Here is a 12158-nt window from a genome sequence, read left to right as displayed (position 1 = left end):
CTAGCATCGGGTTTCCCCTGACGAAAGGAATTTCCATGATCCAGCGCCGTTCCTGGCTTGCCATCCTGTCCCTCTCTGCCGCTGCGTGGGCCCTGCCCGCCATGGCATCCGACGAGGCGCCCGACGCCATGGTCAAGCGCATCTCCACCGAGGTGCTCAATGCCGTCAAGGCCGACCCGGCCATTCAGGCCGGCGACATCAACCGCATCGTCAACCTGGTCGACACGAAGATCATGCCGAACGTGAACTTCACGCGCATGACCGCTTCGGCCGTGGGCCGCTACTGGCGCCAGGCCACGCCCGAGCAGCAGAAGCAGCTGCAGGACGAATTCAAGACCCTGCTGGTGCGCACCTATTCCGGCGCCCTGGGCGAGGTCAAGGACCAGACCCTGAGCTTCAAGCCCCTGCGCATGCAGGCCGCCGACACCGAGGTCATCGTGCGCAGCGAGGTGCGTGGCCGGGGTGAGCCGATCCAGCTGGACTACCGCCTGGAAAAGACGCCCGGCGGCTGGAAGATCTACGACCTCAACGTGCTGGGTGTGTGGCTGGTGGAAACCTACCGCACCCAGTTCGCGCAGGAAATCTCCGCCAAGGGCATCGACGGGCTGATTGCCTCGCTGGCCCAGCGCAACAAGACCAACAGCGCCCGGAGCTGACCGCGCCTTTTTCCGTTCCCGACTGCCTTTCCGTGACCGATACCTTGAACCCGGTGGCCCGCCTGCCCGAGCGCCTGACGCTGCATGAAGCGGCGGCCACCCTCCAGTCCCTTCAGTCTGCCGTGGCGGCCCAGGCCGGCCCGGTGGTGCAGGTAGATGCGTCGGCCCTGCGCCAGTTCGATTCATCGGCCGTGGCCGTCCTGCTCGAAGTCGGCCGCGACCTGCAGCAGCAGGGCAAGTCGCTGCAGGTCACCGGCCTGCCGCCGCGGCTGCGCGACCTGGTGGCCCTGTACGGCGTGGAGTCGCTTCTCCCGGCCTGAGGCGACCGGCGGCCCCCCGCCTTAAAATGGCCGGCTCACCCGAATCCGCAGATGGTCTGCGCCCCACCGGTGAGACCTGCGGTCCCGCCTGCGCATGCCAGCTGTTTCCTTCCAGAACGTCTCCAAGACCTACACCACTGCCCGAGGCGCCTTCCAGGCGCTGCGCTCGGTGTCCTTCGACATCGAGCCCGGAGAGTTTTTTGGCCTGCTCGGCCCCAACGGCGCCGGCAAGACCACGCTCATCAGCATCCTGGCCGGCCTGAGCCGCGCCACCGAAGGCCGGGTGACGGTGCTTGGCCACGACGTGCAGTCCGACTACCAGGCCGCCCGCCGGCAGCTGGGTGTGGTGCCGCAGGAGCTGGTGTTCGATCCCTTCTTCAATGTGCGCGAGGCGTTGCGCATCCAGTCCGGCTACTTCGGCGTGCGGCGCAACGACGACTGGATCGACGAGCTGCTGGCAGGCCTGGGTCTGTCCGACAAGGCCAACGCCAACATGCGCCAGCTCTCCGGCGGCATGAAGCGCCGGGTGCTGATCGCCCAGGCCCTGGTGCACAAGCCCCCGGTCATCGTGCTCGATGAACCCACCGCCGGCGTCGACGTGGAGCTGCGCCAGACCCTGTGGCAGTTCGTCTCCGGCCTGAACAAGCGCCTGGGCAGCACGGTGCTGCTCACGACCCACTACCTGGAAGAAGCCGAAGCCCTGTGCAACCGCATCGCCATGCTCAAGCAGGGCCAGGTGGTGGCGCTGGAGAGCACCTCGTCGCTGCTGGCGCGCTCTTCGTCCCAGGTGCTGCGCTTCAAGACCGATGCGGCGTTGCCGGCCGATCTGGCCGTGCAGGCCCGCGTCACCGGCCGTGTGGTGCAGCTGCCGGCGGCCGACGCGCTGGCGGTGGAGCGCCTGCTGGCCCGGCTGCGTGAAGCGGCCATCACCCCGGAAGACATCGAGATCCGCAAGCCCGATCTGGAGGACGTGTTCCTGGCCCTCACCGGCAGCACGCCGCCCACGATCACCGCCCCGGTGGCCGAGGAGGTGGCGGCATGACCGGCTGGCAGACCCTGTTCTACAAGGAGGTGCTGCGCTTCTGGAAGGTCGGCTTCCAGACCGTGGCGGCCCCCGTGATCACCGCCATCCTGTACCTCATGATTTTCGGCCATGTGCTGGAAGACCGGGTGCAGGTGTACGACTCGGTCAACTACACCGCCTTCCTGCTGCCCGGTCTGGTCATGATGAGCGTGTTGCAGAACGCGTTCGCCAACAGCAGCAGCTCGCTCATCCAGAGCAAGATCATGGGCAACCTGGTCTTCCTGCTGCTCACCCCGCTGTCGCACCGCGCCTGGTTCGTGGCCTATGTGGGCTCGTCGGTGCTGCGCGGCATGGCCGTGGGGGCCGGGGTGATGCTGGCCACCTGGTGGTTTGCGCAGCCGACCGTGGTGGCGCCGTTGTGGATCGTGGTGTTCGGTCTGATGGGCGCCGCCCTGCTGGGTGCGCTGGGCGTGATCGCCGGTCTGTGGGCCGAGAAGTTCGACCAGATGGCGGCCTTCCAGAACTTCATCATCGTGCCCATGACCTTCCTCTCGGGCGTGTTCTACTCCATCCACTCCCTGCCGGCTTTCTGGCAGCAGGTCAGTCACCTCAACCCCTTCTTCTACATGATCGACGGCTTCCGCTACGGCTTCTTCGGCCAGAGCGACGTCTCGCCATGGATCAGCCTGGGGCTGGTGGCCGCCGCGCTGGCCGTGGTCAGCGCCCTGGCCCTGCACCTGCTCAAGACCGGCTACAAGATCCGACACTGACATGACCGCCGACCAACTCCAGAACATCATCGCAGCCGGCCTGCCCTGCGACCACATCGAAGTCACCGGTGACGGTCGCCACTGGGCAGCGGTCATCGTGTCGCCGGCCTTCGAAGGCCTGCGCCTGATCCAGCGCCACCAGCGCGTGTACGCCACCCTGGGCGAACGCATCCGCACCGACGAGGTTCATGCCCTGTCGATGAAGACCCACACCCCGGCCGAATGGGCGGCCCAGGCCTGACATGGACAAACTGCGCATCCGAGGTGGCAACACCCTGACTGGCGAGGTGCCGATCTCCGGCGCCAAGAACGCGGCCCTGCCCGAGCTGTGTGCGGCCTTGCTGACCGATCAGCCGGTCACGCTGCAGAACGTGCCGCGCCTGCGCGATGTGACCACCATGCGCCAGCTGCTGGAGAACATGGGGGTGCAGGCGCGCAACGACGAGCCCGGCAGCATCACCCTGCGCGCGCCGGACAGCCTCAAGCCCGAGGCACCGTACGACCTGGTCAAGACCATGCGCGCCTCGGTGCTGGTGCTGGGCCCGCTGCTGGCCCGCTTCGGCCAGGCCAGGGTGTCGCTCCCCGGTGGTTGTGCCATCGGCTCGCGCCCGGTGGACCAGCACATCAAGGGCATGCAGGCCATGGGCGCCGAGATCGTGGTGGAGCACGGCTACATGGTGGCCCGTCTGCCGGCCGGCCGCAGCCGCCTGCACGGTGCACGCATTGCCACCGACATGGTCACCGTCACCGGCACCGAAAACTTCCTGATGGCCGCTGCCCTGGCGGAGGGCGAGACGCTGCTGGAGAACGCCGCCCAGGAACCCGAGATCGGCGACCTGGCCGAGATGCTGATCGCCATGGGCGCCCGCATCGAGGGCCACGGCACCAGCCGCATCCATGTGCAGGGTGTGGATCGACTGAACGGCTGCACCCACCGCGTGGTGGCCGACCGCATCGAGGCGGGCACCTTCCTGTGCGCCGTGGCCGCCACCGGCGGCGACGTAGTGCTGCGCCACGGCCGTGCCGACCACCTCGATGCCGTCATCGACAAGCTGCACGAAGCTGGCGCCGAGATCGAGGCCGGCCGCAACTCGGCGGGCGATTTCATCCGCATCCGCGCCAGCGGCCGCCTCAAGGCCCAGACCTTCCGCACCACCGAGTACCCGGGCTTCCCGACCGACATGCAGGCCCAGTTCATGGCGCTCAACTGCATCTCCAACGGCACCAGCAAGGTCACCGAGACCATCTTCGAGAACCGGTTCATGCACGTGAACGAGCTGGTGCGCCTGGGCGCGCGCATCCAGACCGACGGCAAGGTCGCCGTCATCGAGGGCGTGGAGCGCCTGTCAGGCGCCACCGTCATGGCCACCGACCTGCGTGCCTCGGCCAGCCTGGTGATCGCCGGCCTGGTGGCCGAGGGCGAGACCGTGGTCGACCGCATCTACCACCTCGACCGGGGCTACGACCAGATGGAGTCCAAGCTGCGGGCCATCGGCGCCGACATCGAACGCATCTCATGAACGACACCATCACCCTGGCCCTGTCCAAGGGCCGCATCTTCGACGAGACCCTGCCGCTGCTCAAGGCCGCCGGCATCGAGGTGCTGGAAGACCCCGAGAAGTCGCGCAAGCTCATCCTGCCGACCAACCAGCCCGGCGTGCGCGTGGTGCTGGTGCGGGCCACCGATGTGCCCACCTATGTGGAGCATGGCGGCGCCGACCTGGGCGTGACCGGCAAGGACACCCTCATCGAGCACGGCGGCCAGGGCCTGTACCAGCCGCTGGACCTGCGCATCGCCCGCTGCCGCGTGAGCGTGGCCGTGCGGTCCGACTTTGATTACGCCACCGCCGTGCGCCAGGGTTCGCGCCTGCGCGTGGCCACCAAGTACACCACCATCGCGCGCGACTTCTTCGCCACCAAGGGCGTGCATGTGGACCTGATCAAGCTCTACGGCAGCATGGAGCTGGCCCCGCTGACCGGCCTGGCCGACGCCATCGTCGATCTGGTCTCCACCGGCAACACGCTCAAGGCCAACCAGCTGGTCGAGGTGGAACGCATCATGGACATCAGTTCGCGACTGGTGGTCAACCAGGCGTCGCTCAAGCTCAAGCAGGCCCGTCTGCGGCCGCTGCTGGACGCCTTTGCCGCTGCCACCGCGCAGGAGCCCCGCACATGAACGCCCCCGCACCCCTGCAGGCGCAGCCGCTGCGCCTGTCCACCTCCCAGCCCGATTTCGAGGCTGCCTTTGCGCAGCGGCTGCACTGGTCGGCCGAGACCGACGGTGCCATCGAGCAGCGGGTGGCCGACATCCTGGCCGACGTGCGTGCCCGGGGCGATGCCGCCGTGCTGGAGTACACCGCCCGCTTCGACGGGCTGCACGCCGACGGCCTGAAGGCGCTGGAGCTGACCCAGGTCGAGCTGCGCGCTGCCTTCGACAGCCTGCCGCCCGCCCAGCGCCAGGCGCTGGAGGCCGCTGCCCGCCGCGTGCGCAGTTATCACGAGGCCCAGAAACGAGCCAGCGGCGAGAGCTGGACCTACCGCGACGAGGACGGCACCTTGCTGGGCCAGAAGGTCACGCCGCTGGACCGCGTGGGCATCTATGTGCCCGGCGGCAAGGCGGCCTACCCGTCGAGCGTGCTCATGAATGCCATCCCGGCCCATGTGGCCGGCGTGAGCGAGATCATCATGGTGGTGCCCACGCCGCGCGGTGAACGCAACCCGCTGGTGCTGGCGGCGGCCCATGTGGCCGGCGTCTCGCGGGCCTTCACCATCGGCGGCGCGCAGGCGGTGGCCGCACTGGCTTACGGCACGGCCACCGTGCCCAAGGTCGACAAGATCACCGGCCCCGGCAATGCCTATGTGGCCAGCGCCAAGAAGCATGTGTTCGGCACCGTGGGCATCGACATGATCGCCGGCCCCAGCGAGATCCTGGTGCTGGCCGACGGCACCACGCCGGCCGACTGGGTGGCCATGGACCTGTTCAGCCAGGCCGAGCACGACGAGCTGGCGCAGAGCATCCTGCTGTGCCCGGACGCTGCCTACATCGACGCGGTGCAGGCCGCCATCGACCGGCTGCTGCCCACCATGCCGCGCGCGGCCATCATCGCCAAGAGCCTGAACGACCGCGGTGCGCTGATCCACACCCGCAGCATGGACGAGGCCTGTGCCATCAGCAACCGCATCGCGCCCGAGCACCTGGAGGTCTCCAGCCGCGATCCGCACCGCTGGGAGCCGCTGCTCCGGCATGCCGGCGCCATCTTCCTGGGTGCCTACACCAGCGAGAGCCTGGGCGATTACTGCGCCGGCCCCAACCACGTGCTGCCCACCAGCGGCACGGCGCGCTTCAGCTCGCCGCTGGGCGTGTACGACTTCCAGAAGCGCAGCAGCCTGATCGAGGTGAGCGCTGCCGGCGCCCAGGGCCTGGGCCAGGTGGCGGCCGAACTCGCCTACGGCGAAGGCCTGCAGGCCCACGCCCGCGCCGCCGAGCTGCGGCTTGACCCGGTGCCACCCATGCGGGGGGCCGCATGAGCCAGCGCCCCGACCCCCTGGGCATGATCCGGCAGGACGTGCAGTCCATGCACGCCTATGCGGTGCAGGACGCCACCGGCATGGTCAAGCTCGACGCCATGGAGAACCCCTACCGCCTGCCCGAGCCGCTGCAACAGGCCCTGGGCGAGCGGCTGGGCGCCGTGGCGCTGAACCGCTATCCCGGCCCCCGCGTGGACGATCTCAAGGCCGCGCTGGCGCAGCACGTCGATCTGCCACCCGGCTTCGGCCTGATGCTGGGCAACGGGTCGGACGAGCTCATTTCCCTGCTGGCCATGGCCTGCGACCGGCCCGGCGCCAGCATCCTGGCGCCCGAGCCGGGCTTCGTCATGTATGCCATGAGCGCCCGCCTGCAGGGCCTGGCCTTCCACGGCGTGCCGCTGGCGGCCGACTTCCAGCTCGACGAGGCCGCCATGGTGGCGGCCCTGCGTGAGCACCGTCCGGCCATCACCTACCTGGCCTACCCCAACAATCCCACCGCCAACCTGTGGGACGCCGGCGTCATCCGGCGCCTCATCGACGAGGCCGCGCAGTTCGGTGGTCTGGTGGTCATGGACGAGGCCTACCAGCCGTTTTCCAGCCGCACCTGGCTGGACGCCATGCGCGCCGAACCCGAGGCCCATGCCCATGTGCTGCTCATGCGCACGCTGTCCAAGTTCGGGCTCGCCGGTGTGCGCATCGGCTACATGGTGGGTGCGGCCCGCCTGGTGGCCGAGGTGGACAAGCTGCGCCCGCCCTACAACATCAGCGTGCTCAACGCCGAGTGCGCGCTGTTCGCGCTCGAACACCAGACCGTGTTCGCCGAGCAGGCTGCCGAGATCCGCCGCGAGCGCACCGCGCTCATCGCGGCGCTGGCCGCCATGCCCGGTGTCGAGCCCTTCCCCAGCGAGGGCAACATGGTGCTGGTGCGGGTGCCCGACGCACAACGCGCCTTCGACGGCCTCAAGGCCGCCGGCCTGCTGGTGAAGAATGTTTCTAAAATGCATCCGTTGCTGGCCCGGTGCCTGCGCCTGACGGTGGGAACCCCCGCCGAAAACGCCCGGCTGCTGAGCGCCTTCCCCACCGTCCTATGACCTCCACGCCCACCGCCTTTCCCGCGCCGCGCCCCGGCGACCGCACCGCCGACGTGCAGCGCAACACCAGCGAGACGCAGATCGGCGTGCGCATCAACCTGGACGGCACCGGCGTGTCGGTGCTGTCCACCGGCATCGGCTTCTTCGACCACATGCTCGACCAGATCGCCCGCCACGGGCTGATCGACCTGCAGATCCAGGCCGTGGGCGACCTGCACATCGACGGTCACCACACGGTGGAAGACGTGGGCATCACCCTGGGCCAGGCCTTTGCCAAGGCCGTGGGCGACAAGAAGGGCATCCGCCGCTACGGCCATGCCTATGTGCCGCTGGACGAGGCGCTGTCGCGCGTGGTGATCGATTTTTCCGGCCGCCCCGGCCTGCACATGCGTGTGCCGTTCAAGAGCGGCATGGTGGGTGCTTTCGACACCCAGCTGGCCTACGAGTTCTTCCAGGGTTTCGTCAACCATGCCGGCGTGACCCTGCACATCGACAACCTGCACGGCGAGAACGCCCACCATCAGGCCGAGACCGTGTTCAAGGCTTTTGCCCGCGCAGTGCGCATGGCCATCGAGCGCGATCCGCGCATGGGCGACGTGATTCCTTCCACCAAGGGCTCGCTCTGAGCAAACCCGGCGCGATGAAATCCCAGACAGTGGCCGTGGTCGACTACGGCAGCGGCAACCTGCGCTCGGTCTCGCAGGCCGTCATCCATGCGGCCCAGGGCAGCGGGGTGGACGTGGTGGTCACATCCGATGCCTCGACCGTCATGAACGCCGGCCGCGTGGTGCTGCCCGGTCAGGGCCACATGGCCGACTGCATGCGCGAGCTCTCGGCCTCCGGCCTGCTCGATGCCGTGCTGCACGCGGCCGCGCACAAGCCGCTGTTCGGTGTGTGCGTGGGCATGCAGATGCTGCTGGAGCGCAGCGAGGAAGGCCCCACCGACGGCCTCGGCCTGATCCCTGGCGACGTGGTGCGTTTCCAGCTCGAAGGCCGGCACCAGCCCGACGGCAGCCGCTTCAAGGTGCCGCAGATGGGCTGGAACCAAGTGTTCCACGCGCTGCCGCATGGCCCGGCCCACGCGCTGTGGCAGGGCATTCCCGACGGTGCCCACTTCTATTTCGTGCACAGTTTTCATGCCCGCCCGGCCCGGGCCGCCCATGTGGCGGGCGAGACCGATTACGGTGGCCGGTTTGCATCGGCCATCGCACGGGATAACATTTTCGCCACCCAGTTCCACCCGGAAAAGAGCGCTGCCCAAGGGTTGGCGCTGTACCGCAACTTCCTCACCTGGCAACCCTGAGCGTTCACGCTCCTGCCCACCATGCTGCTGATTCCTGCCATTGATCTGAAAGACGGCCAGTGTGTTCGCCTCAAACAGGGCGACATGGACCAATCGACGGTGTTCGGCGAAGACCCGGCAGCCATGGCCCGCAGCTGGGTCAACCGGGGCGCCCGCCGGGTGCACCTGGTCGACCTCAACGGCGCCTTTGCCGGCAAGCCCAAGAACGAACAGGCCATCCGCGCCATCCTCAAGGACATCGGCTCCGAGGTGGATGTGCAGCTCGGTGGCGGCATCCGCGATCTGGACACCATCGAGCGCTACCTGGATGCCGGCCTGCGCTACGTGATCATCGGCACCGCGGCGGTCAAGAACCCCGGCTTCCTGCAGGACGCCTGCACGGCGTTCGGCGGCCACATCATCGTGGGACTGGACGCCAAGGACGGCAAGGTCGCCACCGACGGCTGGAGCAAGCTCACCGGCCACGAGGTGGTCGATCTGGCCAAAAAGTTCGAGGACTACGGCGTCGAATCCATCATCTACACCGACATCGGTCGCGACGGCATGCTCAGCGGCATCAACATCGAGGCCACGGTCAAGCTGGCCCAGGCCCTCACCATCCCGGTGATCGCCTCCGGGGGACTGTCCAACATGGAGGACATCCGCCGGCTCTGTGCGGTCGAGGAAGAGGGCATCGAGGGCGTGATCTGCGGCCGCTCCATCTACAGCGGCGATCTGGACTTCGAGGCCGCCCAGGCCCTGGCCGACGAGCTCAACGGATGACCGATGCTCGCTAAACGCATCATTCCCTGCCTGGACGTCACCGGCGGCCGGGTGGTCAAGGGCGTCAATTTCGTCGAACTGCGTGACGCCGGCGATCCGGTGGAGATCGCGGCCCGCTACAACGAGCAGGGCGCCGACGAACTCACCTTCCTCGACATCACCGCCACCTCCGACGGCCGCGACCTCATCCTGCCCATCATCGAGGCGGTGGCGTCCCAGGTGTTCATCCCGCTCACCGTGGGTGGGGGAGTGCGCACGGTGGAGGATGTGCGCCGCCTGCTCAACGCCGGCGCCGACAAGACCAGCTTCAATTCCGCCGCCATTGCCAACCCCCCGGTCATCCGCGAGGCGGCCGACAAGTACGGCTCGCAATGCATCGTGGTGGCCATCGACGCCAAACGCCGCCAGGGTGATGACCTGGCCGCCCGGGGCGAGGGCTGGGACGTGTACAGCCACGGCGGGCGCAAGAACACCGGGCTGGACGCCGTGGCCTGGGCCCGGCAGATGGCCGACTTCGGCGCGGGGGAGATCCTGCTCACCAGCATGGACCGCGACGGCACCAAGTCCGGTTTCGATCTGGCCCTGACCCGTGCCGTGGCCGATGCGGTGCCGGTGCCGGTGATCGCCTCCGGGGGCGTCGGCAACCTCGATCACCTGGCCGACGGCGTTCAGCAGGGCGGGGCCGATGCGGTGCTGGCCGCCAGCATCTTCCACTACGGCGAGTACACGGTCGCTCAGGCCAAGGCCCGCATGGCCGAGCGCGGCATTCCGGTGAGGCTTTGATGGACTGGCTCGATACCGTGAAGTGGGACGACCAGGGCCTGGTGCCGGTGATCGCGCAGGAAGCGGCCACCGGCGATGTGCTGATGTTCGCCTGGATGAACCGCGAGGCCCTGGCGAAGACCGCCGAACTGGGCCGCGCGGTGTACTTCAGCCGCTCGCGCGGCAAGCTCTGGTTCAAGGGCGAAGAATCGGGCCATGTGCAGCAGGTGCACGACATCCGCCTGGACTGCGACAACGATGTGGTGCTGCTCAAGGTGACCCAGCTCGGCCACGAGCCAGGGATTGCCTGCCACACCGGACGCCACAGCTGCTTCTTCCAGCGCTACGAGGCCGGTGCCTGGCACACGGTCGAACCGGTCCTCAAAGACCCGACCTCCATCTACAAGTGACGCCATGTCCCTGACCGACGACCTGGAGCGGCTGGCTGCCGTCATCGAATCCCGCAAGCCGGCCAACGGCGGCGACCCCGACAAGAGCTATGTGGCCCGGCTGTTGCACAAGGGCCCGGACGCCTTCCTCAAGAAAGTGGGCGAGGAAGCCACCGAGCTGGTGATGGCCGCCAAGGACGCCGACCACGGCGGTGACCGTGCGAAGCTGGTCAACGAGACGGCCGACCTGTGGTTCCACTGCATGATCGCCCTGGCCCACCACGGCCTGGGACCGGCCGATGTGGTGGCCGAACTGGTGCGGCGCGAAGGTCTGAGCGGGCTGGAGGAAAAAGCCCTGCGCAAGGCCCAGGCCCGCGAAGCCGGCGAGTGAACCCTCTGACCTCCGGGAGCCGACCATGACCGACCAGGACACCGCATCCGCCACCACGGACAACGAGCGCGCGCAGTCGCTCAAGTCGGTCGGCTGGCTCAGTTATGTGCTGCACCTCATCGTGGCCGTGGGCGCGGTGGTGCCCGGCACCCAGCCCGGCGTGGCGCTGCTGATCGTGGCGCTGATCATCGATCTGGTCAAACGCGACGATGCCCAGGGCACCTGGCAGGCCAGCCATTTCAGCTGGCGCATCCGCACCGTCATCTGGGCCGCCCTGCTGTACCTGCTGACCGCCCCCCTGTGGCTGGCCTTCCTGATCCCGGGCATGCTGGCCTGGGCGGCCATCTCCATCTGGTTCCTCTACCGCATCATCAAGGGCATGGTGGCCATGAATGCCAGCCAGCCCCTTCCGACATGAGCACCCAGGCCCACACACCCAACCACCCTCACGACCCGAACTGCATCTTCTGCAAGATCGTGGCCGGCCAGATCCCCAGCCGCAAGGTCCACGAGGATGAGGACATCCTGGCCTTTCATGACATCCAGCCCTGGGCGCCGGTACACTTTCTGGTGATTCCCAAGCGCCACATCCCGTCCATGGCCCAGATCGGGCCCGACGATGCCGCGCTGATGGGGCGCATCATGACGTTGATTCCCCGGCTGGCCGAGGAGCAGGGCTGCAACCCTTATCCCGACGGCGGCTTCCGTACCGTATGCAACACCGGTACCGAGGGCGGGCAGGAGGTGCACCACCTCCATGTGCACGTCATGGGCGGCCCACGCCCCTGGTCGCGAGGCTGACGCGACCCGGAGCACGTCTCCACGCCAGCCGGGTCAAACCCCTGGTGTCATCAGTCCCACCACCCCCCGGGCGTAGAATCGCACGCCATGCGCGCTGCGCCCTGAATTCATCATCTGGAGATTTCCATGGGTACGTTTTCCATCTGGCACTGGCTGATCGTTCTGCTGATCGTGGTCATGGTTTTCGGCACCAAGAAGCTGAAGAACCTGGGCTCCGACCTGGGTGGCGCGGTCAAGGGTTTCAAGGACGGCATGAAGGAAGGTGGCCAGCCCGCCGACGCTGCCGCCACCCAGCAGGTGACCCAGAACACCGCCGCCGACAAGGCCACCATCGACGTCGAAGCCAAGCAGAAGAGCTGAT

Annotated in this window: 18 protein-coding genes; all 18 read left to right on the top strand. The window is 67.9% G+C overall.

What is annotated here, in order from left to right; genetic code table 11:
- Positions 1 to 35: 35 nt before the first annotated feature.
- The 18 genes from WD026_RS09295 to tatA all read left to right on the top strand — a co-directional run bounded on the left by WD026_RS09295 (position 36) and on the right by tatA (position 12157).
- The gene (locus tag WD026_RS09295) at positions 36 to 656 is read left to right on the top strand and encodes an MlaC/ttg2D family ABC transporter substrate-binding protein (RefSeq protein ID WP_425723386.1); all 621 of its coding nucleotides are present in this window, start codon (positions 36 to 38) and stop codon (positions 654 to 656) included.
- 32 nt (positions 657 to 688) lie between these two features.
- Positions 689 to 976 (top strand): STAS domain-containing protein, encoded by a 288-nt coding sequence (locus WD026_RS09290; protein WP_425723385.1) that lies wholly within the window; start codon positions 689 to 691, stop codon positions 974 to 976.
- 94 nt (positions 977 to 1070) lie between these two features.
- Complete coding sequence (locus tag WD026_RS09285) at positions 1071 to 2018, top strand: ABC transporter ATP-binding protein (protein ID WP_425723384.1); 948 nt, start codon at positions 1071 to 1073, stop codon at positions 2016 to 2018.
- Positions 2015 to 2770 (top strand): ABC transporter permease, encoded by a 756-nt coding sequence (locus tag WD026_RS09280; protein WP_425723383.1) that lies wholly within the window; start codon positions 2015 to 2017, stop codon positions 2768 to 2770. Before WD026_RS09285 ends, WD026_RS09280 begins: the two co-directional genes overlap by 4 nt.
- Before the next feature lies 1 nt (position 2771).
- Positions 2772 to 3011: a BolA family protein gene (locus WD026_RS09275; protein WP_425723382.1), complete on the top strand. Its 240-nt coding sequence runs from the start codon at positions 2772 to 2774 to the stop codon at positions 3009 to 3011.
- Position 3012: 1 nt separating this feature from the next.
- Positions 3013 to 4290 (top strand): UDP-N-acetylglucosamine 1-carboxyvinyltransferase, encoded by a 1278-nt coding sequence (gene murA / locus WD026_RS09270; protein ID WP_425723381.1) that lies wholly within the window; start codon positions 3013 to 3015, stop codon positions 4288 to 4290.
- Positions 4287 to 4946, top strand: coding sequence for an ATP phosphoribosyltransferase (gene hisG / locus WD026_RS09265; protein ID WP_425723380.1), 660 nt, complete (start codon positions 4287 to 4289; stop codon positions 4944 to 4946). The genes murA and hisG overlap by 4 nt, the downstream gene beginning before the upstream one ends.
- Complete coding sequence (gene hisD, locus WD026_RS09260) at positions 4943 to 6298, top strand: histidinol dehydrogenase (RefSeq protein ID WP_425723379.1); 1356 nt, start codon at positions 4943 to 4945, stop codon at positions 6296 to 6298. The genes hisG and hisD overlap by 4 nt, the downstream gene beginning before the upstream one ends.
- Positions 6295 to 7389 (top strand): histidinol-phosphate transaminase, encoded by a 1095-nt coding sequence (hisC, locus tag WD026_RS09255; RefSeq protein ID WP_425723378.1) that lies wholly within the window; start codon positions 6295 to 6297, stop codon positions 7387 to 7389. The genes hisD and hisC overlap by 4 nt, the downstream gene beginning before the upstream one ends.
- Complete coding sequence (gene hisB / locus WD026_RS09250) at positions 7386 to 8015, top strand: imidazoleglycerol-phosphate dehydratase HisB (protein ID WP_425723377.1); 630 nt, start codon at positions 7386 to 7388, stop codon at positions 8013 to 8015. Before hisC ends, hisB begins: the two co-directional genes overlap by 4 nt.
- 14 nt (positions 8016 to 8029) lie before the next feature.
- Entirely contained in the window at positions 8030 to 8692 is a 663-nt protein-coding gene (gene hisH / locus WD026_RS09245) for an imidazole glycerol phosphate synthase subunit HisH (protein WP_425723376.1), read from the top strand.
- Between the two features lie 21 nt (positions 8693 to 8713).
- Complete coding sequence (gene hisA, locus WD026_RS09240; protein WP_425723375.1) at positions 8714 to 9454, top strand: 1-(5-phosphoribosyl)-5-[(5-phosphoribosylamino)methylideneamino]imidazole-4-carboxamide isomerase; 741 nt, start codon at positions 8714 to 8716, stop codon at positions 9452 to 9454.
- 3 nt (positions 9455 to 9457) lie between these two features.
- Positions 9458 to 10237: an imidazole glycerol phosphate synthase subunit HisF gene (hisF, locus tag WD026_RS09235; protein WP_425723374.1), complete on the top strand. Its 780-nt coding sequence runs from the start codon at positions 9458 to 9460 to the stop codon at positions 10235 to 10237.
- Positions 10237 to 10626, top strand: a complete 390-nt coding sequence (gene hisI, locus WD026_RS09230; protein WP_425723373.1) for a phosphoribosyl-AMP cyclohydrolase — start codon at positions 10237 to 10239, stop codon at positions 10624 to 10626. The genes hisF and hisI overlap by 1 nt, the downstream gene beginning before the upstream one ends.
- 4 nt (positions 10627 to 10630) lie before the next feature.
- On the top strand, positions 10631 to 10996 hold the full coding sequence (locus tag WD026_RS09225; protein ID WP_425723372.1) for a phosphoribosyl-ATP diphosphatase: 366 nt from the start codon (positions 10631 to 10633) through the stop codon (positions 10994 to 10996).
- A gap of 25 nt (positions 10997 to 11021) precedes the next feature.
- The gene (locus WD026_RS09220) at positions 11022 to 11414 is read left to right on the top strand and encodes a DUF4870 family protein (RefSeq protein WP_425723371.1); all 393 of its coding nucleotides are present in this window, start codon (positions 11022 to 11024) and stop codon (positions 11412 to 11414) included.
- A complete protein-coding gene (locus WD026_RS09215; protein ID WP_425723370.1) occupies positions 11411 to 11797 on the top strand; it encodes a histidine triad nucleotide-binding protein in 387 nt (128 codons plus the stop codon). Before WD026_RS09220 ends, WD026_RS09215 begins: the two co-directional genes overlap by 4 nt.
- A 126-nt stretch (positions 11798 to 11923) precedes the next feature.
- Positions 11924 to 12157: a Sec-independent protein translocase subunit TatA gene (tatA, locus tag WD026_RS09210; RefSeq protein WP_425723369.1), complete on the top strand. Its 234-nt coding sequence runs from the start codon at positions 11924 to 11926 to the stop codon at positions 12155 to 12157.
- The last annotated feature ends 1 nt before the right edge of the window (position 12158 follow it).

It is taken from the genome of Hydrogenophaga sp. R2 (assembly GCF_049843595.1).
Taxonomy (GTDB): Bacteria; Pseudomonadota; Gammaproteobacteria; order Burkholderiales; family Burkholderiaceae_C; genus Hydrogenophaga.
The sequence above is the reverse complement of the archived record's forward strand: the minus strand, read 5'-3'. Positions and strand labels throughout refer to the sequence as shown.